The sequence below is a fragment of the Campylobacter sp. US50a genome (assembly GCF_004379015.1).
GTDB lineage: Bacteria > Campylobacterota > Campylobacteria > Campylobacterales > Campylobacteraceae > Campylobacter_D > Campylobacter_D jejuni.
Genome location: NZ_RYYJ01000002.1, coordinates 192,394 through 216,344, shown reverse-complemented (window position 1 = coordinate 216,344; position 23,951 = coordinate 192,394). Strand labels below are relative to the sequence as shown.

Here is a 23,951-nt window from a genome sequence, read left to right as displayed (position 1 = left end):
TTATACTTAAGCAAAAAGATCAGTTGAGAGGTATCTTTCAGCCGTATCGTTTAGCATAGTTAAAATTCTTTTATCTGGAAATTTCTTTGCTAGCATACTTGCGGCAAATACATTTGCTCCACTTGATATACCCACCATTAAACCACTTTTGGCAAGTTCTTTGGCTGTATTTATAGCATCTTCATTACTTACCGTGATCACTTCATCTATAATTTCTTTATTTAAAATAGCAGGTATAAAATTCGCCCCTATTCCTTGTATTTTATGGCTTCCCGCTTCACCTTTGCTAAGCAATGGAGAATTTAGAGGCTCGACTCCAACAATATGCACTTTTTCTAATTTTTCTTTTAGTATTTCCCCAACTCCACTAATAGTACCGCCAGTTCCAAAACCAGCTACAAAAATATCAAGTTCATTATCCAAATCTCTTAAAATTTCTAAAGCCGTATTCTTACGATGCACATTTTTATTTGAAATATTTTCAAATTGAGAAACCATAAAAGAATTTGGAGTATTTAACAATATTTCATTTGCTTTATCAACCGCTCCTTTCATTCCTAAATTTGCAGGAGTTAATTCTAACCTAGCGCCAAAGAGTGTTATCATTTTTCTTCTTTCTAAACTCATAGATTCAGGCATTACAGCAATAAATTTAAGTCCCAAATCTGCACAAATCATAGCCAAAGAAATTCCAGTATTCCCACTAGTTGCTTCAACTATTGTAGTATCTTGATTAATTTTTTTACTATCTAAAGCATCTTTAATCATTTCAAAAGCTGCTCTATCTTTTATAGAATGACTAGGATTTAAAAATTCGCATTTAGCAAAAACATTGATACCAAATTTTTTCAAATGTATAATGGGAGTATTTCCTATAAGCTCACTTACTTTTTCATGTACTTTCATAATTTTAATATCCTTTTTTATTTAATAATGATAGTTTTATAAAAGTTTAAAAAAATAAAGTAAATAAAAGATGCAAAATATCCGAATCAATCAAGAAAGAAGGCTAGAATTTATCTAGCCGAAGTTTTATTTTTTCTTTTTGTTGCTTGCTTTTGCAACAGCTTCTTTAAGGTTTTTACCTACCTTAAATTTTGCAACTCTTGTAGCAGGAACTTTAATTGTTTTTCCTGTGCTTGGTACTCTAGCTTCTCTAGCAGCTCTTTCTTGAGTTGAAAAAGTACCAAAACCAATAAAACTGATGCTATCACCTTTAGCTAAAACATCAGTAATAGTAGAAATAACTGCATCAGTAGCAGTAGTAGCGTCTTTTTTTGTTAGCCCAGCTGTTTGAGCAACTAATGAAATGAAATCTGCTTTAGTCATAAAAGCTCCTTTGTTTTAATTGAAACGCCTAATTTTAGCATATTTAAAAAACAATATCAAGTAAAAAACAGCTTTTTTTAAGTTTTTTTCAAAAAACTTTATTATTTTTTCTTATATCTTTCAAATTCTCCGCTATTATCAATTTCATTACCAATTTTCTCGTATAAATCATAATAAAATTTAACAAATTCTTTACACTTAGGCATAATAGGAAGAAAAATATTATCTTCAATTTCACAAAATCTACTTAAAAACTCTTTTGCATCAAGTCTTAAAGCATAGTGTTTTGCCAATTCATGATAATTTTTTAAAGTTAGTTCTTTAAATTTTTCATAATGTCCTAAATCAAAATTTATCTTCAAATTATTATTTTCAAAAATCAATACTTCACTTTCAAAAAGCAAACTAAGATGAATAAGTCCTTCTGTATAATAAGGTCTAACTTCATCAACTCTTTGCCAAGAAATAAGTCCAATAGCTCTTTTTATAAGTTCATGAAAAACAGGCATTATCAAGTCATCTTGTTCGTGATAAAAGAAATTTATAAGTCCACCTGTAGTAGCTTTATATTCTTCTATATTTTTAAAAAAACCACTCTGATTCATTGTTTTTTCAGTATCATTAGCAATAAAAAATATATGACCAAATTCATGGCCTATGGTCGATACTTCATAAACCCTTTTCCAAATTTTTTCCTGATAAAATAAAATATTTCTTCCAAAATCCAAAAATTCTTTATCAAAAACCTCGCTAGAAATTTTCATAAAAGGCTTTGTTTTGGCATTTTCATATACAAAATTTATAAAGGCAAATATTTTTTTACCCGCCTTAGAACTTACAAACTCATCATTTGGAACGACTTGAGCTGAAAATAAACCTTTAAGTTCAGCACCATAAAATATCATCGGAGTGCAAATATAAAGTTGAGTTTTTTCTATATTAGATAAAACTTCTTTTTCCAAGTCACAATCTTCAAGTCCTATATTTTTATAAACATATTCAAAACTTTCCTTAATCTCACTACCAAATTTCAAAACATCAAAATCATTCTCATCTTCTATTCTTATATCCCATTCTAATGCCACCGCATGAGTATAATTATCTTCATAATATTCTAAAGGATGTCCCACTTGTAAAGGTGATTTTACTTTCATCCAAGCAAATTCAGCCTCTTGCCAAGCTTTTATAACTCTATCTTCATCTTTTTCGCAAAACGCTAATTTTAACTTTTCAAAATATTCTATATAAGCTTTTTCCTCTTCGTTGCTAGCAAATATTTTAAGCTGATCAATCATATTTTCAAAAGCAAATTCTAATTTTAAAATTTCATTCTCGAAAAATCTCGCATAAGGAACAAATTTCCATAAATTTCCTATTCTAACTAAAACACCATAACTTCGCTCACAAATTTCTCCTTCTGAAGTTTTTTGATATAAATGATTTTTACGCAAAAATTCCATTGCATCATCTAAATTTGGAAATTGAGTAGATAAAATTTTATTATTTTTTTCTATAATTTCTTTAGTCCAAGAAATTTCAAAAATATTCATAATTAAACCTATATTATGCACTCCTTGTATTATGGACTGATAAAAATTATTTAAAAGCTTTTTCTCTTTTATTTCATTAATTAAATTTTGATGTTCTTTTTCATAAAACTTTCTAATCTCTTCATAGAACTTATGTTTTAACTCTATAATCTTATCTTCCTTAAAGTTGTTTTTTTTCCACTCTTGAACTAAATTTTCTTCCTTTAAATCAACCAAACGCCTAAGTATGGCTAGCATAGTTGTTTTATCTTGTTTTAATTCGCTTAAAGAAATCAAAGATCTAAAATACTCGCCCACATCTTCTTTGTCTAAAAACTCATATAACGCATTATTTCTTTCTTTGTATTTTCTAACCAATTTAGCTATTTCTTTAAAATTATTCATACTTTTATTCTCCTTTTTAACTTTTTTAATTATAATTCATTTTTTAAAATAAGGAGTAAAAATGAGAGATATGGGAGAACCAAAATTAAAAATTGTAGCCATGCCAAGCGATACAAATCCGGCAGGAAATATTTTTGGCGGATGGATACTTTCACAAATCGATTTAGCAGGAGCTATCGCAGCAAGAGAACTTTCTCCTGAACGCGTTGTAACCATCTCTATGGATAAAGTAGTTTTTAAAGAACCTGTTTTTATAGGTGATATAATTTCTTGTTACTCTAAAGTTGTAAATGTGGGCAACACTTCAATCAGCGTTGAAGTAGAAGTCACAGCTCAAAGAGTGGATTCTCAAGGTTGTACTTCTTGCATTAATGTAACTTCGGCTTTAGTAACTTACGTAAGTGTTACAAGAGATGGAAAGAAAAAGCCTATTACTGAAGAACTTAAAAGAATTCATGGCTTTTTAAATGCTTAAAGCTTATTTTGTATGATAAAACTTTATCCTTTAAGCTTATCAGCATTTATTTAAACCGCCACTATTATATTTTTTATCTAGACATTCTTTGAAAAATTCCCCTCTGGTTTTTGGAATTTTTCCTGGATGTTTTTGTTTCATGTGTTCTAAATACTTATCATAACTAGAAAGTCCCACCAAGGGATGAAAAAACCTTTCGGCTTTTTCATAATAATACTTAAATTTTTTGAAATTCATCAATCTTAATATACTTAGTTTCTTTAAGAGGAATTTTAATTTTACCTAAGCAAATTCCTATACAAGAAATTATAACAAGCAAAGTAGCTATCATAAAGAACACACAAAGAATTGCATTAAGTAAATTTCCAACTTTACTTTGGGTGGCTATTGAAATTTCTTTTTTAATTGTAGAAATTTCTTTTTCATCTTTAGTATTATTTAATTTAAATTCTAAATCTTTAATTTTTTGACTTTGTATGCTAACGGTGGCTACATGACTTACCGCATTTGCTACTTTATTGCCTTCTTCATAAGGCATAATTTTTTGAATTCCTCCATACAGAGTTGCCACTAAGACAAATACCGCAGGTACTAAAGTAACCCAAGTATATCTTGCCTTGCCCATTTTTACAAGTATAGTTGTAGCAAGAAGCAAAGCCATACCCGCAAGCATTTGATTACTCACGCCAAAAAGAGGCCAAAGCGTATAAATTCCTCCCTTAGGATCAATGGCACCTTGATAAAGAAAATATCCCCAACCTGCAACACTTAAAGCCGTAGCCAAAAGTCCAGCTGGATAATTATGAATATCTCCTAAAGGTTTATAAACATTACCCAATATATCTTGCACCATAAAACGACAAGCCCTTGTCCCAGCATCCACCGCTGTTAAAATAAATAAAGCTTCAAACAATATAGCAAAATGATACCAAAAAGCCATCAAATCCACGCCGCCAAAAAGTTCATGCAAGATCAAAGCTACACCTATAGCAAAAGTTGGAGCTCCACCTGTTCTTGAAAGTATAGTATGCTCTCCTATATTTGTAGTCAAAGTAGTAATTTCTTCAGGAGTAATGCTAAATCCCCAATTTGAAATGGTTTGTGCTACACTTACAACATCTGTTCCTATCAAAGCAGAGCTTGAATTTATAGCAAAATAAAGACCTGGATGTAAAATACAAGCACAAATTAAAGCCATAATCGCCACAGCACTTTCAGCAAGCATAGAACCATATCCAACAGCTAAGGCATGAGTTTCGTTTTCAAGCATTTTAGGAGTAGTTCCACTAGAAATCAAAGCATGAAAACCACTGATCGCACCACAAGCAATGGTAATAAATAAAAATGGAAATACTCCACCTGCAAATACTGGACCTGTTCCATCAAAATACTGAGTATTTGCTTTTGGCATTTGCAAATCAGGAGCAACCAAAACAATAGCTACAGCCATTACCACAATAACACCGATTTTCAAAAAAGTTGAAAGATAATCTCTTGGAGCAAGTAAAAACCACACAGGTAAAACAGAAGCAATAAAACCATAAGCCATCATAACAATTGCCAAAGTTGGAGCTTCTAAAGTAAATATTTTAGCCCAATAAGGATCAGCAGCTACAACGCTACCATAATGAATAGCCAAAATTAAAAGCACAAAACCTATTATAGAAGCCTCCCCTACTCTACCTGGACGGATAAAACGCATATAAATTCCCATAAATATTGCTATAGGAATAGTCATTGCGATAGTAAATAAACCCCATGGAGATTCTGCTAAAGCTTTTACAACCACCATAGCTAAAATGGCAATAATAATAAGCATAATGCCAAAAATCGCCACCATAGCAACTCCACCTGTAAATTTACCCATCTCATCCTTAATCATCTCGCCAAGACTTCTACCTTTTCTACGAGTAGATATAAAAAGAACAACAAAATCATGCACAGCACCCGCTAAAACTCCTCCTACTAAAATCCAAAGCATAGAAGGCAAATATCCCATTTGAGCAGCCAAGATAGGTCCTACTAATGGACCTGCTCCTGCAATAGCAGCAAAATGATGTCCAAATAATACAGCCTTATTTGTAGGCACAAAATCACGCCCATCATTTTCTACAAGTGCTGGTGTTGCGCGATTTTTATCAAGTTCTAAAACCTTATAAGCTACAAAATGCCCATAAAATCTATATCCTATCATATAAATACATATAGCAGCAACCACCAAATAAATCGCTGATACACTTTCTCCATTTTGTAAAGCTAAATAACCAAAACAAATAGCGCCTAAAGTTGCAACAAGCAACCATAAAATTTTAGTACTTAACTGAGTCATAATTTCTCCTAAGAAAATAAAATATTTTCAAAGAATAACAGATTTATAGATTAAATTGTATAGAAAGATGTTTAGTTTTTTCACATTTTTAAAAAAATATATGTTTTTTGTTTCTTTAAGTAGCATAAAAATGAAAAGCTTAAAAACAATCTTTAAGCTTTTTTAATCTAAATAAAGAGAGAATTTACACTTTCGTTATGATAAACACGACGTATTACTTCAGCAAAAACAGATGTAACACTTAATACTTTAATATTTGGTAATTGCTCTTTTAAAGGTATAGTATCTGTTACTACAAGCTCATCTAAAGCTCCACTTGCTATTCTCTCATAGGCTTTTCCACTTAAAACTGCATGAGTACAGCAAGCCATAACAGATTTTGCACCTTTTTCTTTTAAAGCTTCTGCAGCTTTAACTATAGTGCCAGCAGTATCAATAATATCATCTACTAGGATAACTTCTTTATCTTTTACATCTCCAATGATGTTCATTACTTCACTTTCATTGGCTTTTTCGCGACGCTTATCAACTATAACTATATCAAGTCCTAAATGCTTTGCAACACTCCTAGCTCTTGCAACACCGCCTATATCTGGACTTCCTATAATAGCATTTTTAAAATGTTTGGCTTTAATATAATCATTAAAAACTATACTTCCATAAAGATTATCTACTGGAATATCAAAAAAACCCTGAATTTGCCCTGCATGCAAATCTATCGTAGCTACGCGATCAATCCCAGCTGCCTGAATCAAATTAGCCACAAGTTTAGCAGTAATTGGCACCCTAGGATTTGCTTTTCTATCTTGTCTCGCATAGCCAAAATATGGGATAATAGCCGTAATCGAATTTGCACTTGAGCGACGCAAAGCATCTGTAAGAATTAAAAGTTCCATTAAATTATCGTTTGTAGGAGCGCAAGTACTTTGAATAATAAAAACATCCTTTCCGCGTACGCTCTCATCAATTTGAACACTAATCTCTCCATCACTAAATCGTTTTACTCCAGCATCACTTAAAGGCAGGGAAAGATATTTAGAAACTTGTCTTGCAAATTCCACATTAGCTGAGCCTGAAAAAATTTTATAACCTCGCATAAAAAACCTTAATCAATAAAATTATGAATTAATACAAAAGATTTTAATAAAAAAAATGTTAAAAACTGCTGTAAATTTAAAAAGCTTATATAAAAATATAAGCTTTTTTAAGAAATGTAAGCTGTCTTTTTAGCATAATATCTTACTAACATAGAAAGTGAAAAACATATTATAAAATAAATTCCCGCAACAACACCTATCATCGCTAAAATTTCTTCAAAACTTCTTAGTTTTGCCAATATAGTTTTTGAATTATAAGTAAGTTCAGCTATACCTAAACCCGCTAAATAAGCTGTATCCTTTACAGTGGTTACAATTTGAGATAATAAAGCAGGTATTATTTTTCTAAAAGTTTGTGGTAAAATAATATAAAAAAGAGTAAAAAATTTACCAAAACCTTGAGAATAAGCTGCTTCAAACTGACCTTTTGGTATAGAATTTAATCCACCTCTAATAATTTCAGCCATAACCGAACTCGTATAAAGTGAAAATCCTATAGTACCCCAAAAAGCTTGAGGAAATTGTCCAAAAAATACAGGTAGAACAAAACAAGCTGCAAGCATCCATAATAATAAAGGAGTATTTCTAAAAATATCTATATAGCAAGCTGCTAAAAATTTACTTAATCTATCCCCATAATTTTTAGTTATAGCTAAAAAAGTTCCAAAAATAATCGAAATAATACAAGTTGCTAAGGCTATTTTTAATGTCAGAAATAAACCTTGCATTAAAAATTCAATATTTTGTGCATTAAAAACATTTTCCATTAACAACCCTTTATCTCGTTAAATGTGCTTTTTTTAATTTATTTTCATAAGCCTTTGCAAAATAAGCCAAAGGATAACAAATTATAAAATATAAAACCGCTGCAAATATATAAGCTGGCGCATAATTTCCATAATCAGCTGCGTAACTATCAGCAGAATGCATTAACTCAGCTCCACCTACAATAAGCAATACAGAGGTATTTTTGATTAAATTTACCATTTGATTTGTCATCGGTGGTAAAATAATTCTAATGGTTTGAGGTACTATAATATAACGCATTTGTTGAATATAAGTAAACCCTTGAGACGCAGAAGCTTCAAACTGACCTCTTGGTACAGCCAAAATTCCACTTCTAACCACCTCGCTTACATAAGCTCCGTGATAAGCCCCAACACCCAATACACCAATAGTAAATATATCAAGTCTTATACCTAAAACAGGCAAGGCATAAAACAAAAAGAAAATTTGTATTACCAAAGGAACATTTTGAAAAAGCTCTACGTAAATTCTAGTGTAGGCTCTGATAATTTTAAATCTACTTGTAGCCATAACTCCGCCTATAGTTCCAAAAATTGTAGCTATAAGCAAAGCAAGAATGCTTACTTCTAAAGTATAAATAAAACCATTAATAAAAGCATCTTTATTATCCAAAGCATCTAAAAATTTCCATACCGCAAAAGGGCTTATACTATTTTCATCATATAAACCCCAAGAAGTAAGAATTTGTCTTAAATGTTCAACAAAACCTACACTTTCATTCATATTATAAACCCCATTTTTTCGCTAAAGCATCAATTTCACTTTTATGTTCTTTTACAAAATCATCAACATATTTTGCAAAAGCTGGATCATCTTTTTTGGTTACAATACCATAACTTTGTGGTTCAAAACTATCTGGTAAAATTTCACTTTTATCATCCACATAACCTAACAATATTGATTTGTCTACAGAAAACGCATCAACTCTTTTAGCATCTAAAGCAGCTTTTATACTTGGATAATCAGGAAATTCACTAAATTTAACATCGACACCAATTTTTTTAGCAGCTTCACCTATAGCTTTTTTTGTAGTTGCAGCTTGAGCTACTCCAATATTTGCACCTTTCATATCAGCTAAAGATTTATAATTTTTTTCTTTTAAAACTAAAAGCCCTATAGCATCTTGATAATAAGGCTCTGAGAAATTATAAATTCTTTTTCTCTCTGGAGTAATAGTAAAAGTTGCTATCACTGCATCTACACTACCATTATCAAGCAAAGGGCCTCTTGTTTTAGCATTAACTGCGACTAGTTTTATTTTTTTATCATCACCTAATATACTTTTAGCTAGCAATTTGGCAACATCTACTTCAAAACCTTTAATTTCACCTGTTGCTTGATCAAGTAAAGCATAATGTGGAACATCATTTTTAACACCAACTATTAATTGTCCTTTAGATTTAATAGACTCAAGTTTACCTTCTGCTGCATTAGCATTGCTAAATGCAACACAAGCACCTAGAGCAAAAACTGCCAACTTTAATAAAGATTTTCTAAAAACCATTTTTTCTCCTTTCAATTTTGGTTAATTTTTAAGAATTTTCCCTAAAAAGAGTCGCGCTCTTTCGGTTTTTGGATTTGAGAAAAATTCACTAGGAATATTTTCTTCCACAATAGCGCCATCTTCCATAAAAATAATCCTATCTGCTACTTCTTTTGCAAAACCCATTTCGTGTGTAACAACCACCATGGTAGTATTGCTTTGGCGTGAAATTTCTTTCATTACATCTAAAACCTCTTGTATGGTTTCTGGATCAAGGGCTGAAGTAGGTTCATCAAATAAAATATAGGGTTTTTTAGTACAAAGTGATCTTGCTATAGCAACGCGTTGTTGTTGTCCGCCTGAAAGGGTTGCTGGATAAACATTTGCTTTATCCACTAAACCTACGACTTTTAAATACTTAAAAGCTGTTTCTTCAGCTTCTTTTTTAGATTTTTTTTGAAGTTTCATTGGAGCTAAGGTTAAATTTTGCAAAACCGTCATATGTGGATATAAATTAAAATGCTGAAAAACCATTGCACAATATTTTCGACAAATTTCAATTTTATTTTTATGATTTAAAACAAGATTGTTAACTACTACCTCGCCTGAACTAACTTCTTCAAGCCCATTCATGCAACGGATAGTTGTACTTTTTCCACTTCCACTTGGACCTATAATAACAAGCTTCTCACCTTCTTTAACAGAAAGATTGATATTCTTTAGAACATGATGAGTTCCGTAGTATTTATTTACATTTTTTAATTCAATCAAGTTTTTTCCTTTATTTCTAACTAAATATAAAATTAATTAAAATTATTTTATCATTAAATAAAGAAAACTACTTCAAAATGTAACTTATTTTTACCAATAAATTTCCAAAGTGTAACTTTTAGTAATTTTTAGAATTTATACTTTTTCATAGTAAACACCTCTTGGAGAGAAAATCTTTTTAAAATAAATAGTCTCTGGAATCAAATCAGCATTGCCAATATAAAGCCTTCCTTTGTCATTTAAAATTCTATGAAATCTCTCCATAAGTTTTAGTTTTGATTCATGATCAAAATAAATAATCATATTTCTAGAAGCTATAATATCAAATTTTCCCAATCTTGAAAATTTTTCTTCAAAAACATTGCAAAGTTCAAATTTACAGGTACAAAGCTCATTTTTATTAATAGTATAAAATTTATCTTCGCTTTCTAAAAAAAACCTTCTTTTTTCACTCTCACTCAATCGCTGTAAAGTTCTTCCTTGATATTTTCCAAGTTTTGCTTTTTCAATCACGCTTGAATTAATATCAATGCCTAAAATATACATATCTTTAATAAAATTCTGTGCAGCCAGTAACGCTAAAGAATATACTTCTTCTCCACTTGAACAAGGGGCACTTAGGATATTTACTCTCTTTTCTAAGCTTTTGGCATAATAAATTATTTCTTTCAATTGAGCCAATTCTCTTAAAAAATAAGTTTCACCTATGGTTACAAAATCTAAAGTTTCTTGTTTAAGTTGTCTATTACTTTTTAATTTTCCCAAAAATTCGGAAAAATTTTTAGTATTAGTTCCTTCAAGAAATTTATTCAACTTTAAAGCTAATATATTTTTTTTATCGGTTAAATCAATACCGCTCATTTCGTTGATAATTTTTATAAATTCATTAAGTTCTAATTCGCTAGGAGTTATTTTTTTTTCCATGTAATTTTCCTTTTATTAATCCTGATCAATAAAATTTATAATTTCTTTTTTAATTTCTTTTAAGCTCATAGGTTTTAAATGTGGATTCATATCTTTTGCTCTTTTTGGCATACCATAAACGACGCTATCTGCCTCATTCTCACATAAACATCTAACCCCTGTTTTATAAAGCTCAAATAAACCTTTTGCGCCATCATCTCCCATACCCGTTAAAATAATAGCAAGTATTTTATTTGTTTTTGCCAAAGAAACAGCGGAATGAAAAAGCAAATCTACACTTGGCTTAAAACTTGATACCACATCTTGCCAAGAGGCTACAATATTTAAATTTCCAGATAAAATAGTATTTTTAGGGCAAATATAAATTTTATTGCTTAATATCTCTTTATCGTTCAATAAGCACACTTCACTAAAAGCCTCCTTATTAAATTGCCTCACAAAAGATGGAATAAAACTAACACTCATGTGTTGAGCTATAACTACACAAGTATTTTTTATATCAATATCCTTTAAAAGAAATTTAAGCTGATTAGGACCACCTGTTGAAGATCCTATGAGTATGAGCTTCATTTTCTTCTCCCCTTAATTTATTGAAATTTTATTTTTCTTGTCGCAAATTCTAACATATATAAAGAAAAATAAAGCTTATTTTTAAAAAAAGAAAAGCTGTTTTTATGATTTAATATGATAAGATTAGATTTTTATCTTATTTTATATAGTAATTAGGAAACCAATGCTTAGGGAAAAAATTTATATTGCTAGTGATCATGCTGGTTTTGAATTAAAAGAAAAAATTTGCGTATTTTTAAAAGAAAAAAATATAATTTTTAACGATTTAGGAACAAACACTTGTGCAAGCTGTGATTATCCTGATTATGCACATTTACTTGCCGAAAAAATAGACAAACGAAGCTTTGGCATTCTTATTTGTGGAAGTGGAATTGGAATTTCTATTGCAGCAAATCGTCATAAAAACATTCGCTGCGCATTATGCCATGAAAGCTTAAGTGCGGAACTTGCAAGAAGACATAATGATGCCAATGTTTTGGCATTAGGTGGAAGATTAATCGGGATTGAATTAGCTACAGATATTATAGAAAAATTCATTCAAACTCCTTTTGAAGAAGGGAGACATATGCAAAGAATTCAAAAAATTGAGGTAAAAATATAATGTTTACAAACTGGCTTGTTTTAACTATATTAATTTGTGCAACTATCTATCTGATTGTAATGTTGTTTTACTATAAAACTCTACTTAATAAAGAAAAAACATCAAAAGATTTTATCAAAAACAATCTTGATGATACTGAGATTGTTATTAGAAAACTACAAATCCAACTTCAAAGAAGTCTTGGAAATATAGATATACTCACAGAAGAGCTTAATAAAATCAAAGCAGACCTTACATCTTTAAGAACTAGAAATTCTCAATATCGTTTAGAAAATGACAAACTAAGACAAAGAATTAAAGAATTAGAAGCAAAAATCGAGGCATTATTATGATAAAACTAACACAAGAAGAACAAAAATACCTGCTTGATAGCATTAGAATTATTGCTGATTTTCCAAAAAAAGGAATTATTTTTAGAGATATTACCACTCTACTAAATAACAAAGAGGCTTTAAATTTTCTACTTAAACATTTAAAAGAACGCTACAAAGATTACAATCTAGACTTCATAGCAGGAACAGAAAGCAGAGGATTTATCTTTGCATCTATGATTTGTGCAAAACTTAATCTTCCTTTTGTGCCTATTAGAAAACCTGGAAAACTCCCTTTTGAAACCTTTAGCTGCGAATATGATCTTGAATATGGCAGCGATAAAGTAGAACTTCATAAAGATGCATTTAAAAATATTCAAAATGCAAAGGTTTTACTTGTAGATGATTTAATAGCAACTGGCGGAACAGCTATAGCTTCGTATGAACTCATTCAAAAAGCTGGAGCAAAATGCGTTGAAGCTTGTTTTTTAATGAATCTTAAAGATTTAAATGGAGCAAATAAACTTGAAAAACTTACTTCAGTTTATAGTGTTTTAGAAATTTAAAACTATAGAAAGGCGCAAATGGAAGAATTTTTAAAAAATTTACTTTACCAATACAAAGATCTAGCATATATTATTATTTTTTTATGGTGTATTTTAGAAGGGGAGTTGGCTTTAATTTTGGCAGGTATTTTTGCCCATCAAGGACATGTAAATTTAGGCTTTGTTATATTTATAGCAGGACTTGGTGGTTTTGTAGGCGATCAAATTTATTTCTATATAGGAAGATATAATAAACGCTACATACAAAAAAAATTAAAAACCCAAAGGCGTAAATTTGCAGTAGCACACTTACTTTTACAACGTTTTGGTTGGCCTATTATTTTTATACAACGCTATATGTATGGCTTTAGAACCATTATACCTATGAGTATAGGAGTCACGCGTTATAGTGCAAAAAAATTTGCTATTATCAATCTTTTTAGTGCTTGGGTTTGGGCATCAATCACTATACTTTTAGCTTGGTATTTTGGAGAACAAATTTGGAAGATGGTGACTTGGGCTGAAGAACATTGGTATTATGCAGCCATTATTATTATAGCTTTTTTATCCCTTTTATTATTTGGTTTTAAACAAATGGAAAAAGCTATACTTAAAGATAAAAGGAAAAAATCATGAAATTTGAATTAAACGATAAAAAACTAGATGCTATAAAAGCAGACTTTGAACTTATTTTTATACAGGATAAAAATTTAAAAAATTTTAACAAAGAAAAAGATTTTTTTAAACTTAATAATTACAAAGGCGAAGGTATATTACTAGACTTAAACAATAAAAAGCTTTATTTAGAGCTTAAAAGCCTTGCTTATGAGGATATAAGATTAAGTCTTTGCACAGCATACAAAACTCTTGAAAAGCTTAATATAAAAAGCGTAAAACTTCCTAGCATAATAGGAGATTGTGTAGTTAGAAGTTTTACATCTTTAGTTGAAGGCGTACTTTTTGGAGCTTATAAATTTGATAAATATAAAAGCGAGAAAAAAACAAGCACTTTGGAAAAATTTATTATTTCAAGCGAAGAATTAAATGGTAAGAAATTTAATAAAGATGAAGCTAAGATAGGCTTGGAGCGTGGAGAAATTTTAGCTAATGCCACAAATTTTACTAAAAATATAGTCAATGAAATTCCTGAAATTTACACCCCTTTAAAAATGGCAGAAGATGCGCAAAATTTAGCTAAAGAAAATAAAAACATTATTTGTAAAATTTATGATGAAAAATTTTTGGCCAAAGAAAAAATGAATGCTTTTTTGGCAGTCAATCGTGCCTCGGTACATCCACCACGCCTCATTCATCTAAGCTATAAAGCCAAAAATGCAAAAAAACGTGTTGTATTTGTTGGAAAAGGCTTAACTTACGATAGCGGTGGATTAAGCTTAAAACCAGCTGATTTTATGCTTACAATGAAAGCCGATAAAAGCGGTGCAGCAGCAGCAATGGGGATCATAAAAGCCGTAGCCGAGCTTGCTTTAGATTTAGAAGTGCATTGTATTTTAGGTGCAACTGAAAATATGATAGGCGGCAATGCTTATAAGCCTGATGATGTGTTAATCAGTCGCGAAGGCGTAAGTATAGAAGTAAGAAATACAGATGCAGAAGGACGCTTGGTTTTAGCTGATTGTCTTTCTTTTGCACAAGATTTAAAACCTGATTTACTTATTGATATGGCAACACTTACTGGAGCTTGTGTTGTAGGACTTGGAGAATTTACAAGTGCTATTATGGGAAACAATGAAGAATTGCAAAATGATTTTTATCTAAGCTCTAAAAAAAGTGGAGAATATACTACAATCTTACACTTTAACCCCCACTTAAGAGAACTTATAAAATCAAATATTGCCGATATTAGCAACACTGCCTCTAGTCGCTATGGAGGCGCAATTACCGCGGGGTTATTTTTAGATAAATTTATTCGTAAAGAATATAAAGACAAATGGTTACATCTTGACATAGCAGGACCTGCTTATACGGAAAAATCTTGGGGATATTCTAGTTTTGGTGCAGGTGGAGCTGGAGTTAGAATGTGTGTTAATTATCTAATTCAAATTTTAAGGAAAGCTAAATGAGTTTAAGCGTGGGTATAGTAGGACTTCCAAATGTTGGCAAATCAACGACTTTTAATGCTTTAACTAAAGCACAAAATGCCCAAAGTGCAAACTATCCTTTTTGTACCATAGAGCCTAACAAAGCCATGGTTGAAGTTCCTGACTTAAGACTTAATGAACTTGCTAAAATCGTAAAACCTGAAAGAATTATGCATTCTTTAATAGAATTTGTAGATATCGCTGGACTTGTTAAAGGTGCAAGTAAGGGTGAAGGCTTAGGAAATAAATTTCTTTCAAATATACGCGAAACTGAGGTTATTTTACACATAGTGCGTTGTTTTGATGAAGAAAATATCACCCATGTTGAAGGTGGAGTTAATCCTTTGCGTGATGTAGAAATTATCAATACAGAGCTTATTTTAGCAGATATTGAACAACTTAGTAAAAAAATAGAAAAACTCACCAAAGAAACCAAAGCCAACCAAAAGGGTGCTAAAGAAAGCCTCGAACTTGCAAATTCTTTACTTGATCATTTAAACAAAGGCTTAGCTGCAAGTTCTTATCCTGAAAAAGAAAACGAAATTTATCAAGCCTTAATCAAAGAATTAAGACTGCTTTCTGCTAAAGAAGTGATTTATGGTGCAAATGTTGATGAAAATGGTATTAGTGAAGATAATGATTATGTAAAAGCTTTAAAAGAATATGCTAAAAAAAATGATCATGAAGTTATCAAGCTTTGTGCAAAAATCGAAGAAGAATTAGTAGGATTAAGCGATGAAGAAAGCCATGAATTTTTAAGTTCTCTAGGAGTTAACGAAAGCGGTCTTGATCAAATCATACGCACTGCTTTTACTAAGCTTGGACTGATCAGTTATTTTACCGCTGGTGTAGTTGAAGTGCGTTCTTGGACAATCAAAAAAGGCTGGAAAGCACCAAAAGCAGCGAGCGTGATTCATAATGACTTTGAAAAAGGCTTTATAAAAGCTGAAGTTATTTCCTATGAAGACTATATCCAATACAAAGGCGAAAATGGCGCCAAAGAAGTAGGAAAGCTACGCCTTGAAGGAAAAGACTATATCGTTTTAGACGGCGATGTAATGCATTTTAGATTCAATGTTTAGGCAAAATAGCCTAAACAATATTTATAAATTTTGAATAAAACCTTCCAAAATTTGAATTTGCTTTTCTACGCTTGCAATAGAACTTGAGCCTTCACTTTGCTTAGAATTTAAAGAAAATTCAAAATTTAAAAGTTCCATAGCTTTTTCATCAAATACAGGATCTATTTTTGAAAGATCTTTAATTTCACTTATATCAATACCTTGTGCTTCAGCTTGTGCAACAACATTTCCCACTATAAAATGTGCTTTTCTAAAAGGAATATTTTTTTCACGCACCAAATAATCCGCCAAATCGGTAGCCAACAAATGACCTTTTTTACAAGCATTAAGCATATTTTCTTTATCAATTCGTATTTCTTTTAACATTGCATTTAAGATGATTAAACTATCTTTAGCGGTTTTTACACTATCAAAAAGCCCTTCTTTATCTTCTTGCATATCTTTATTGTAAGCTAAAGGTAGAGCTTTCATTATAGTTAAAAGAGAAATCAGATTTCCATAGACACGCCCTGTTTTTCCGCGTATAAGTTCACAAACATCGGGATTTTTTTTCTGAGGCATGATAGAACTTCCTGTTGAAAAACTATCACTTATGGATATAAAAGAAAATTCCGAACTTGAAAATAAAATCATTTCCTCGCAAAGTCTTGAAGTGTGTGTAAAAATAACTGCTATATCATAAAGTAAATCAAGAGCAAAATCTCTATCACTCACTCCATCCATAGCATTTGGCATAATCTCCTTAAATCCTAAAATTTCAGCACTCAACTCACGATTGGTAACATAGCTTGTTCCTGCACACGCACAAGACCCAAGTGGCGAAAAATCAGCGAGTTCTAGACTATTTTGCAAACGCTTAATATCTCGCATTAGCATAAAAGCATAAGCTAAAATATAAAAAGAAAAACTCACAGGCTGAGCGTGTTGTAAATGTGTAAAACTTGGCATAATAGTTTTTTTATGCACTTTGGCATGTTCGAGCATGGTTTGAATCAATTCTTTTAAAAGCTTTATAAGTTCAATATGAGATTTTTTGACAAAAAGTTTAAAATCAGTAGCCACTTGATCATTTCTACTTCTTGCAGTATGAAGTCTTCCACCAATTTCACTACCTATAAGCTCGCTTAAACGCTTTTCTACAGCCATATGAATATCTTCATCTTTAATATCAAAAATAAATTTGCCTTGCTCTATTTCACTTCTAACCTGCTCTAAACCTTTTATAATAGCATCTAATTCTTCTTTTTTTAAAATACCACAACTTTCAAGCATTGTAGCGTGTGCTATAGAACCTTGTATATCTTCATTGAACAAAGTTTTATCTACATTTAAACTTGCATTAAATTCTTTTAAAAGCTCATCACTTGCACCACTAAAACGTCCTGACCACATTTCATTTTTCATTTAAATGCCTTAAATTTTTGGTCCAAATTTGCTAAATTCAATGCCTTCTTTGACATCTTCATAACGTTTAAAATTTTGTATAAACATATGTGCTAATTTATCTCTTGTTGCAATATAATCATTTTTATCTGACCAAGTATTTATAGGATTTAAAAGCGTGCTTTCTACACCTTCTAAAGCTTTTGGAATAGCTAAATCAAACACTTCAAAATTTTCAAATTCGCATTTTGCAATACTTCCATCTAGAATAGCATTAATGCAAGCCCTAGTAGCCTTAATGCTCATTCTTTTACCCACACCGTAGCTTCCACCGCTCCAGCCTGTATTAACAAGATAAACATTAGCTTCATGCTTTTCAATCTTTTCACCAAGTAATCTCGCATAAACCGTTGGATGCAAAGGCATAAAAGGTTCTCCAAAACAAGCTGAAAAAGTTGCTTGAGGTTCTAAAATACCACGCTCAGTTCCAGCTACTTTTGCTGTATAACCACTTAAAAAATAATACATAGCCTGCTCTTTGCTTAGTTTACTTACTGGAGGTAAAATTCCAAAAGCATCTGCACTTAAAAATATAATATTTTTTGGATGCCCTGCTTTTAGACTAGGCTCATGATTTTCAATATGCTCTATAGGATAAGAAACTCTTGTATTTTCTGTTTTTGAAGCATCAGCATAATCAACACTCTTATCGGCTCTTAAAACTACATTTTCTAAAAGTGCATTTCTTTTAATGGCACTATAAATTTCAGGCTCATGTTCAGGATCGAGATTGATTGTTTTTGCGTAACAACCACCCTCAAAATTAAATACACCTTCATCATCCCAACCATGTTCGTCATCACCTATAAGTTTTCTTTTTGGATCGGTTGAGAGTGTAGTTTTTCCAGTACCACTAAGTCCAAAGAAAAGTGCTACATCACCTTTTTCTCCGACATTTGCACTACAATGCATAGAAAGTTTATTTTCTAGTGGCAACCAATAATTCATCATAGAAAAAATACCTTTTTTCATTTCTCCGCCATACCAAGTTCCACCAATAACCGCTATATTTTCTTCAACATTAAAGATTACAAAAACCTCTGAATTTAAACCATCTTGTTTGTAATCTTCATTGATACATTTGCAAGCATTATAAACAATAAAATCTGCTTTAAAATTCTCAAGTTCTTCTTGACTTGGGCGAATAAACATATTTTTAACAAAATGTGCTTGCCATGCAATTTCAGTAACAAATCTTACTGCTTTGCGACTTTGCAAAGAAGCGCCACAAAAAGCATCTTGAACATAAATTTTCTTTCCACTTAATTCTTGTTTTGCTTTAGTCAAAAGCTTATCAAATAATTCTTTTGTAATGGGCTGATTTACCTTTCCCCAAGCAATATACTTACTAGATGGATCTTGTTTTACAAAATATTTATCTTTAGGACTTCTACCTGTAAAAATTCCTGTATCCACACAAAAAGTATCATTATCCGTACTTAAACCTTCATTATTTGCTTTTTCATGAGCATTTAATTCATCATAACTTAAATTATGAAAAATTTCTTTTATATTGTCCAAGCCTAAATTATCAAATTTTTTCATCTTTCCCTCACTTTAATTCTTATAGATAGCTAATACTTCACCTTCGTTAACAGTATCGCCTATTTTAATACAAAGCTCTGAAATAATTCCATCTTTTGGGGCATTAACTTCAATCTCCATTTTCATTGCTTCTAAAACCATGATGGCTTGACCTGATTTTACTTCTTCACCTTCGTTAACATAAATTTTAAAGACATTACCTGAAATACCTGCTAAAACTTCATTTTCAGCATCTACAGAACTTGTTGAATTTGAAGAAACAATATTTTTATTTTCTTCTACTTTTTTTACACTTTTAACATTAACATCTTTATCAAAACCATAGCTTACCTCTACATGATATTTATTACCATTTACAGCTACGGTAAATTTGTTTTCATCTACACTCATAGGCTTTGGCATACTAGCTAATTTGCGTACATTTACCTTTGCCTCTCCTTTTAAAAATGCTATACCTTTTTCTTTACAAGCTGCTGCAATAAATATATTTTCTTCACTCGTTTCTATACTCTCTTTTTCAAGCAAGGTTTTAGTATAAACTATACTTTTACTCTCATCTTTATCAGCTATATTAATAGCAAGCTCTGTAGTAGGTTCTAAATTAAGTTGTTTTGAAGCAAGTTCAACAATATTTGCATCGGGTGTAACAGGAGTTTTTCCAAAATAACCAAGCACCATTTTTCCATAACCTTCTGCTATTTTTTTCCAAGGTCCAAACATCACATTATTAAAAGCTTGTTGAAAATAAAATTGAGAAACTGGAGTAACCGAAGTACCAAATCCACCTTTTTCTACAACTTCTCTCATAGCATGAATGACTTGTGGAAATTTATCTAAGATATTATTATCTCTCATCATTTGTGTATTTGCTGTTAAAGCTCCTCCTGGCATAGGAGAAAAAGGAATAAGTGGATTTACCATAGTAGCTTCAGGTGGTAAAAAATATTCTTTTAAACAATCTTTTAAAACTTCTTCGTATTTTAGAATTTTTTCTTCCTCAAGTCCGCCTAAATCATAATCTTTGCCTTTTAAAGCATGCATCATGGTTAAAATATCAGGTTGAGAGGTTCCGCCACTTACTGGAGCCGCAGCCAAATCGATACCATCAACCCCTGCTTCAAGTGCTGCAAGATAGCAGGCTATACTCACCCCTGCAGTTTCATGCGTATGAAGTCTAATATGCATATCTTGAGGTAAAATTTTTCTTGCCATTTTAATGGTTTCATAAATTTTATTTGGATTTGAAGTTCCACTTGCATCTTTGAAACAAATACTATGAAAAGGAATTTCTGCTGCTAAAATTTCTTTTAAAATTTTTTCATAAAAAGGCACATCATGAGCACCTTTACAATTTGGCGGTAAATCCATTAAAGTAATAGTAATTTCATGCTTTAACCCATGTTTTACTATACATTCACCACTAAATTTTAAATTATTTACATCATTAAGGGCATCAAAATTTCTTATCGTTGTAGTACCGTGTTTTGCAAAAAGTTTTGCATGCAAATCAATAAGTTCACTACTTCCAGTATCTAAAGTAACAGTATTAACCCCTCTTGCTAAAGTTTGAAGATTGGTATCTTTTCCTACAATAGCCCTAAATCTATCCATCATGGTAAAAGCATCTTCATTAAGATAAAAATACAAGCTTTGAAATCTAGCACCACCGCCAAATTCAAAATGTGTAATTCCTGCTTCTTTTGCTGCTTCTACTGCAGGAAAAAAATCATCCATTAAAACCCTAGCTCCATAAACAGACTGAAAACCATCTCTAAAGCTTGTATCCATTACATCGATGAATTTTTTAGCCATTATTTTTCCTTAAAAAAATATTTTTTCATTATTATACAAAAATTTGATAACACATTACCAAAATTATTGCTATAGGCGATATAAAACGAATAAAAAACAACCAAATTAAGAAAATTTTTCGACTTATAAATTTAGAAAAAATTTTATAAATTTGTTTTTTATTCATAAAAAAACCTACAAATATAGAGCATACTATAGCACCAAGTGGAAGTAAAAAATTTGAAGTTAATTTATCCAATAAAGTAAAAAAATCTTTACCAAAAAAACTAAACATAGAAAAAAAATTTAAATTTAACGACAAGATACAACAAATTCCAAAAACAAAAACAAATAAACCTATTAAAAATAGAGCTTTAAAACGAGAAATTTGATAGTTATTAATCATATAAAAAGTTAAAGGCTCTATCATTGAAACAGCTGAAGTAATACCAGCAAAAAAAAGCGCTAAGAAAAAACAAAATGCAAAAATATAGCCTAAAGCTCCAAGTTGATTAAACAAACTCATCAAGGATACAAAAACAATTCCTGCTCCTTGAGTATGCGGATCGGCTCCAAATTCAAAGATAAAAGTAAAAACAATAAGTCCCATGATAAAAGAAATCAATAAGTTAATCAAAACAATATACACTGAACTTTTTATAAAATTTGTTTTTTTATCCAAGGCTGATGAATATGTAACTATACAACCTATTCCCAAGCATAAGGTAAAAAATGCAAGCCCTAAAGCTTCGGCAATAGAGCTAAATTTAAAATGTGAAAAATCAGGATAAAATAAATAAGAAAAAGCATTTGCAAAACCTTGCTTAAATCCCATACAATAAAACAACATAAAAACAAGCATTAAAAATAAGCTAGGCATTATAACAACGTTTAATTTTTCAATCCCTTTGATTAAACCTTTAGATACTATTAATAAAGTAAGAAAAAAAGATAAAATGAAGAAAAAAACAGAACTTGTCAAATTTGCAGTAATTAAATTCTGAAAATTACTTGCTGCTTCATCTAAAGTTTTAGGAAGATAATAAAGACTAACTACAGTATATTTTAAAACCCATCCCATGATAACTAGATAAAAAGAGAGAACAAAAATACCACCTAACATAAAAACGCCGCCATATCGCCATCTATTGCCATATTTTATGGCAAGATTTGAATAAGCATTTGCAAGATCACTTTTACTTAAACGTCCCATAGCCACTTCAGCCAAAAAAATACTAAATCCTATGGTTAAAGTAAAAAACAAATATAAAAGCACAAAAACAAAACCACCATTTTCTGCACTTAAAGTTGGAAATTTCCAAGCATTACCTAAACCAACGGCTCCACCAGCAACAGCCAATACAAAACCGATTTTTGAAAAATATGTTCTCATTATTTTTCAAACTCACTTTAAAAAAGCGGCTATCATAACTATAACAACAGCCAAAGGGGAAATAAATCTCAAAAACACATACCAAAGTTCAAAAAATATACCCCTCATATAAGGTTCAAATAAAATTTTTAAAGCTTCTTTTTTCATCACAAATCCCACAAAAATAGCTGCCAAAATTCCACCTAAAGGCATAATAACCTTACTTGAAATACTATCAAGCAAATCAAAAAAACTCATTCCAAAAAATCCAAACTGAGTACTTTTTAAAGAAGATAAAATACACAACATTCCTAAAATATAAACAACAATTCCTATTAAAATCAAAGCTTTTTTACGGCTCATACCAAAAGTATTAATAAGGTAAAAAGCAAAAGGCTCTATCATTGAAACAGCTGAAGTAATACCAGCAAAGATTAAAGAAATAAAAAATGCTGCTCCAAAAATACAACCAATCACCCCAATTTTTTCAAATAAAGTAGCCAAGGAAATAAAAACAAGTCCTGGTCCTTGCTGATTAGGATTGTAACCAAATTCAAAGATAAAAGTAAAAACAACCAAACCCATTAATAAACCAACTAAAAGATTGATAAAAATAATATTTAAAGTACTGGTAATAAAATTAGTTTTATCAGGCAGACTAGCAGAATAAGTAATAATCGTTCCAACGCCCAAAGAAAGACTAAAAAAGGCAAGCCCTAAGGCTTCAAGAACATTTGAAGTGTTGATTTTGGAAAAATCAGGCACAAAAAGAAATTTAACCGCCATCATAAAACCATCTTTACTAATAGCATAAACAAGCATCAAAATAAGTAAAATAAACAATGAAGGCATCATCCAAACATTTAACTTTTCAATCCCATTCTTAACACCTTTAGAAACAATATAAAAAACACATAAAAAAACTAAAGTAAAACAAATAAACTGACTTAAAAAATCCTCACTTGTAAAAAATCCAAACTGCGCTTTACTTACTTCTAGATCCATAGGCAAATTTCCAGTGATACTTAAAAACACATATTTAACTATCCAGCCAATCACCAAGGTATAAAAAGAAACTATTAAAATCGCTCCCACCATAGTAAAACCAACATAAGACCAAGTTTTTTTATTTGAAGGTGCTAACTTTTCATAGGCATTAACCGGATCTTTTTCACTAATTTTTCCTATGCTAAGCTCAGCTAAAAATATCACAAAACCTACACCTAAAGTAAGAATTATATAAAGCAAGATAAAAGCAGATCCACCACTTTGACCTACTAGTGTTGGAAATTTCCAAGCATTACCCAAGCCCACTGCTGAACCTGCTACCGCTAAAATGAAACCTATTTTTGAAAATTTAGAACTCAATGTTACAACCTTAATTTAAAAATTATTTTAAAATATTATTAAAGCAAAAAAACTTTTAAGCTTTATTAAAAA

24 protein-coding genes are annotated in these 23,951 nt (G+C 30.7%); 7 read left to right on the top strand and 17 right to left on the bottom strand.

Annotated elements, in window-relative coordinates; translation table 11 throughout:
* Window positions 1-6: 6 nt before the first annotated feature.
* The 3 genes from cysM to ciaB form a co-directional block, all read right to left on the bottom strand.
* The gene (gene cysM, locus ELQ11_RS02445; protein WP_126233368.1) at window positions 7-906 is read right to left on the bottom strand and encodes a cysteine synthase B; all 900 of its coding nucleotides are present in this window, start codon (window positions 904-906) and stop codon (window positions 7-9) included.
* A gap of 126 nt (window positions 907-1,032) precedes the next feature.
* Entirely contained in the window at window positions 1,033-1,329 is a 297-nt protein-coding gene (locus ELQ11_RS02440; RefSeq protein ID WP_002861608.1) for an HU family DNA-binding protein, read from the bottom strand.
* A gap of 101 nt (window positions 1,330-1,430) precedes the next feature.
* Window positions 1,431-3,263, bottom strand: a complete 1,833-nt coding sequence (gene ciaB / locus ELQ11_RS02435) for an invasion protein CiaB (RefSeq protein ID WP_052949398.1) — start codon at window positions 3,261-3,263, stop codon at window positions 1,431-1,433.
* 61 nt (window positions 3,264-3,324) lie between these two features.
* On the opposite strand from ciaB, the gene ELQ11_RS02430 reads away from it, so the two are divergent.
* Window positions 3,325-3,738: an acyl-CoA thioesterase gene (locus ELQ11_RS02430; RefSeq protein ID WP_052949397.1), complete on the top strand. Its 414-nt coding sequence runs from the start codon at window positions 3,325-3,327 to the stop codon at window positions 3,736-3,738.
* Between the two features lie 39 nt (window positions 3,739-3,777).
* Here the strand turns inward: ELQ11_RS02430 and kcuS are convergent, their stop codons facing one another.
* The 9 genes from kcuS to ELQ11_RS02385 all read right to left on the bottom strand — a co-directional run bounded on the left by kcuS (window position 3,778) and on the right by ELQ11_RS02385 (window position 11,719).
* On the bottom strand, window positions 3,778-3,975 hold the full coding sequence (kcuS, locus tag ELQ11_RS02425; RefSeq protein ID WP_002867452.1) for a KCU-star family selenoprotein: 198 nt from the start codon (window positions 3,973-3,975) through the stop codon (window positions 3,778-3,780).
* Window positions 3,956-6,067, bottom strand: coding sequence for a carbon starvation CstA family protein (locus ELQ11_RS02420; protein ID WP_134225130.1), 2,112 nt, complete (start codon window positions 6,065-6,067; stop codon window positions 3,956-3,958). The genes kcuS and ELQ11_RS02420 overlap by 20 nt, the downstream gene beginning before the upstream one ends.
* Before the next feature lie 167 nt (window positions 6,068-6,234).
* Complete coding sequence (locus tag ELQ11_RS02415; RefSeq protein WP_002861611.1) at window positions 6,235-7,164, bottom strand: ribose-phosphate pyrophosphokinase; 930 nt, start codon at window positions 7,162-7,164, stop codon at window positions 6,235-6,237.
* Window positions 7,165-7,271: 107 nt separating this feature from the next.
* A complete protein-coding gene (locus ELQ11_RS02410) occupies window positions 7,272-7,931 on the bottom strand; it encodes an amino acid ABC transporter permease (RefSeq protein WP_053872756.1) in 660 nt (219 codons plus the stop codon).
* Between the two features lie 10 nt (window positions 7,932-7,941).
* Entirely contained in the window at window positions 7,942-8,694 is a 753-nt protein-coding gene (locus ELQ11_RS02405) for an amino acid ABC transporter permease (protein ID WP_002853332.1), read from the bottom strand.
* Between the two features lies 1 nt (window position 8,695).
* Window positions 8,696-9,475, bottom strand: coding sequence for a bifunctional adhesin/ABC transporter aspartate/glutamate-binding protein PEB1a (peb1A, locus tag ELQ11_RS02400; RefSeq protein WP_044780510.1), 780 nt, complete (start codon window positions 9,473-9,475; stop codon window positions 8,696-8,698).
* A 21-nt stretch (window positions 9,476-9,496) separates the two neighbouring features.
* Window positions 9,497-10,225, bottom strand: a complete 729-nt coding sequence (locus ELQ11_RS02395) for an amino acid ABC transporter ATP-binding protein (protein ID WP_052858624.1) — start codon at window positions 10,223-10,225, stop codon at window positions 9,497-9,499.
* Between the two features lie 135 nt (window positions 10,226-10,360).
* Window positions 10,361-11,149, bottom strand: a complete 789-nt coding sequence (locus ELQ11_RS02390) for a CheR family methyltransferase (RefSeq protein ID WP_052858622.1) — start codon at window positions 11,147-11,149, stop codon at window positions 10,361-10,363.
* Window positions 11,150-11,164: 15 nt separating this feature from the next.
* On the bottom strand, window positions 11,165-11,719 hold the full coding sequence (locus tag ELQ11_RS02385; RefSeq protein WP_053872752.1) for a chemotaxis protein CheB: 555 nt from the start codon (window positions 11,717-11,719) through the stop codon (window positions 11,165-11,167).
* A gap of 163 nt (window positions 11,720-11,882) precedes the next feature.
* Here ELQ11_RS02385 and rpiB point away from each other — a divergent pair, with 163 nt between their 5' ends.
* From rpiB to ychF, 6 genes are read left to right on the top strand one after another with little or no spacing between them, the layout of a single operon-like run.
* A complete protein-coding gene (gene rpiB, locus ELQ11_RS02380) occupies window positions 11,883-12,320 on the top strand; it encodes a ribose 5-phosphate isomerase B (RefSeq protein WP_002861617.1) in 438 nt (145 codons plus the stop codon).
* A complete protein-coding gene (locus ELQ11_RS02375; protein ID WP_002853247.1) occupies window positions 12,320-12,652 on the top strand; it encodes a membrane protein in 333 nt (110 codons plus the stop codon). The genes rpiB and ELQ11_RS02375 overlap by 1 nt, the downstream gene beginning before the upstream one ends.
* The gene (gene apt / locus ELQ11_RS02370; RefSeq protein ID WP_044779227.1) at window positions 12,649-13,197 is read left to right on the top strand and encodes an adenine phosphoribosyltransferase; all 549 of its coding nucleotides are present in this window, start codon (window positions 12,649-12,651) and stop codon (window positions 13,195-13,197) included. The genes ELQ11_RS02375 and apt overlap by 4 nt, the downstream gene beginning before the upstream one ends.
* Window positions 13,198-13,215: 18 nt before the next feature.
* Window positions 13,216-13,812: a DedA family protein gene (locus ELQ11_RS02365; protein ID WP_002861619.1), complete on the top strand. Its 597-nt coding sequence runs from the start codon at window positions 13,216-13,218 to the stop codon at window positions 13,810-13,812.
* The gene (locus tag ELQ11_RS02360) at window positions 13,809-15,260 is read left to right on the top strand and encodes a leucyl aminopeptidase (protein ID WP_070317619.1); all 1,452 of its coding nucleotides are present in this window, start codon (window positions 13,809-13,811) and stop codon (window positions 15,258-15,260) included. Before ELQ11_RS02365 ends, ELQ11_RS02360 begins: the two co-directional genes overlap by 4 nt.
* Complete coding sequence (ychF, locus tag ELQ11_RS02355; protein WP_052949390.1) at window positions 15,257-16,360, top strand: redox-regulated ATPase YchF; 1,104 nt, start codon at window positions 15,257-15,259, stop codon at window positions 16,358-16,360. The genes ELQ11_RS02360 and ychF overlap by 4 nt, the downstream gene beginning before the upstream one ends.
* A gap of 21 nt (window positions 16,361-16,381) precedes the next feature.
* Here the strand turns inward: ychF and argH are convergent, their stop codons facing one another.
* The 5 genes from argH to ELQ11_RS02330 are packed head-to-tail and all read right to left on the bottom strand — an operon-like array spanning window position 16,382 to window position 23,879.
* A complete protein-coding gene (argH, locus tag ELQ11_RS02350) occupies window positions 16,382-17,764 on the bottom strand; it encodes an argininosuccinate lyase (protein ID WP_070285650.1) in 1,383 nt (460 codons plus the stop codon).
* Between the two features lie 9 nt (window positions 17,765-17,773).
* Window positions 17,774-19,348, bottom strand: coding sequence for a phosphoenolpyruvate carboxykinase (ATP) (pckA, locus tag ELQ11_RS02345; protein ID WP_070285649.1), 1,575 nt, complete (start codon window positions 19,346-19,348; stop codon window positions 17,774-17,776).
* 12 nt (window positions 19,349-19,360) lie between these two features.
* Window positions 19,361-21,160: a biotin/lipoyl-containing protein gene (locus ELQ11_RS02340; RefSeq protein WP_052949387.1), complete on the bottom strand. Its 1,800-nt coding sequence runs from the start codon at window positions 21,158-21,160 to the stop codon at window positions 19,361-19,363.
* Window positions 21,161-21,191: 31 nt separating this feature from the next.
* Window positions 21,192-22,532, bottom strand: a complete 1,341-nt coding sequence (locus ELQ11_RS02335) for a sodium-dependent transporter (RefSeq protein ID WP_134225129.1) — start codon at window positions 22,530-22,532, stop codon at window positions 21,192-21,194.
* 12 nt (window positions 22,533-22,544) lie between these two features.
* Complete coding sequence (locus ELQ11_RS02330; protein WP_052949385.1) at window positions 22,545-23,879, bottom strand: sodium-dependent transporter; 1,335 nt, start codon at window positions 23,877-23,879, stop codon at window positions 22,545-22,547.
* Window positions 23,880-23,951 lie beyond the last annotated feature (72 nt).

Excerpts from the sequence above, each read along its gene's own strand:
- cysM (WP_126233368.1), bottom strand. The coding sequence starts at position 906 with ATGAAAGTACATGAAAAAGTAAGTGAGCTTATAGGAAATACTCCCATT.
- ELQ11_RS02440 (WP_002861608.1), bottom strand. The coding sequence starts at position 1,329 with ATGACTAAAGCAGATTTCATTTCATTAGTTGCTCAAACAGCTGGGCTA.
- ciaB (WP_052949398.1), bottom strand. The coding sequence starts at position 3,263 with ATGAATAATTTTAAAGAAATAGCTAAATTGGTTAGAAAATACAAAGAA.
- ELQ11_RS02430 (WP_052949397.1), top strand. The coding sequence starts at position 3,325 with ATGAGAGATATGGGAGAACCAAAATTAAAAATTGTAGCCATGCCAAGC.
- kcuS (WP_002867452.1), bottom strand. The coding sequence starts at position 3,975 with ATGAATTTCAAAAAATTTAAGTATTATTATGAAAAAGCCGAAAGGTTT.
- ELQ11_RS02420 (WP_134225130.1), bottom strand. The coding sequence starts at position 6,067 with ATGACTCAGTTAAGTACTAAAATTTTATGGTTGCTTGTTGCAACTTTA.
- ELQ11_RS02415 (WP_002861611.1), bottom strand. The coding sequence starts at position 7,164 with ATGCGAGGTTATAAAATTTTTTCAGGCTCAGCTAATGTGGAATTTGCA.
- ELQ11_RS02410 (WP_053872756.1), bottom strand. The coding sequence starts at position 7,931 with ATGGAAAATGTTTTTAATGCACAAAATATTGAATTTTTAATGCAAGGT.
- ELQ11_RS02405 (WP_002853332.1), bottom strand. The coding sequence starts at position 8,694 with ATGAATGAAAGTGTAGGTTTTGTTGAACATTTAAGACAAATTCTTACT.
- peb1A (WP_044780510.1), bottom strand. The coding sequence starts at position 9,475 with ATGGTTTTTAGAAAATCTTTATTAAAGTTGGCAGTTTTTGCTCTAGGT.
- ELQ11_RS02390 (WP_052858622.1), bottom strand. The coding sequence starts at position 11,149 with ATGGAAAAAAAAATAACTCCTAGCGAATTAGAACTTAATGAATTTATA.
- ELQ11_RS02385 (WP_053872752.1), bottom strand. The coding sequence starts at position 11,719 with ATGAAGCTCATACTCATAGGATCTTCAACAGGTGGTCCTAATCAGCTT.
- rpiB (WP_002861617.1), top strand. The coding sequence starts at position 11,883 with ATGCTTAGGGAAAAAATTTATATTGCTAGTGATCATGCTGGTTTTGAA.
- ELQ11_RS02375 (WP_002853247.1), top strand. The coding sequence starts at position 12,320 with ATGTTTACAAACTGGCTTGTTTTAACTATATTAATTTGTGCAACTATC.
- apt (WP_044779227.1), top strand. The coding sequence starts at position 12,649 with ATGATAAAACTAACACAAGAAGAACAAAAATACCTGCTTGATAGCATT.
- ELQ11_RS02365 (WP_002861619.1), top strand. The coding sequence starts at position 13,216 with ATGGAAGAATTTTTAAAAAATTTACTTTACCAATACAAAGATCTAGCA.
- ELQ11_RS02360 (WP_070317619.1), top strand. The coding sequence starts at position 13,809 with ATGAAATTTGAATTAAACGATAAAAAACTAGATGCTATAAAAGCAGAC.
- ychF (WP_052949390.1), top strand. The coding sequence starts at position 15,257 with ATGAGTTTAAGCGTGGGTATAGTAGGACTTCCAAATGTTGGCAAATCA.
- argH (WP_070285650.1), bottom strand. The coding sequence starts at position 17,764 with ATGAAAAATGAAATGTGGTCAGGACGTTTTAGTGGTGCAAGTGATGAG.
- pckA (WP_070285649.1), bottom strand. The coding sequence starts at position 19,348 with ATGAAAAAATTTGATAATTTAGGCTTGGACAATATAAAAGAAATTTTT.
- ELQ11_RS02340 (WP_052949387.1), bottom strand. The coding sequence starts at position 21,160 with ATGGCTAAAAAATTCATCGATGTAATGGATACAAGCTTTAGAGATGGT.
- ELQ11_RS02335 (WP_134225129.1), bottom strand. The coding sequence starts at position 22,532 with ATGAGAACATATTTTTCAAAAATCGGTTTTGTATTGGCTGTTGCTGGT.